Here is a 268-nt window from a genome sequence, read left to right as displayed (position 1 = left end):
CGTCGGGATCGCTCCGATCTCGTACCTGTTGCGGTGGCGCATGGCGCTTGCCAAGGAGGCGCTCAAGTCTGGAACGGCAGGGGTGGAGGAGATCGCCTTTTCGATTGGCTACAAGTCGGCGAGTGCGTTCAGCACTTCCTTCACACGCGCTGTCGGCTGCTCGCCGAGCCGCTTCACGGAAAGCTCGTCCCGCTCCACATAAGGGAGGAGCCTTGAGGCCCGCTACCGCCGTGATCGGCCTCCCAAAGGATCAGGCCTTGCCCTGCAT

The 268-nt window shown here is 63.4% G+C and carries 1 protein-coding gene; it reads left to right on the top strand.

Going from position 1 to position 268, the window contains the following annotated elements:
• Positions 1–202 (top strand): helix-turn-helix domain-containing protein (locus tag ACPYOG_RS19625; protein ID WP_481295797.1); only part of this gene is annotated, 202 nt, incomplete at its 5' end.
• Positions 203–268: the final 66 nt, after the last annotated feature.

It is taken from the genome of Leifsonia sp. HAY1-4F (genome assembly GCF_056755275.1).
This window is presented reverse-complemented; position numbering and strand designations above follow the sequence as displayed.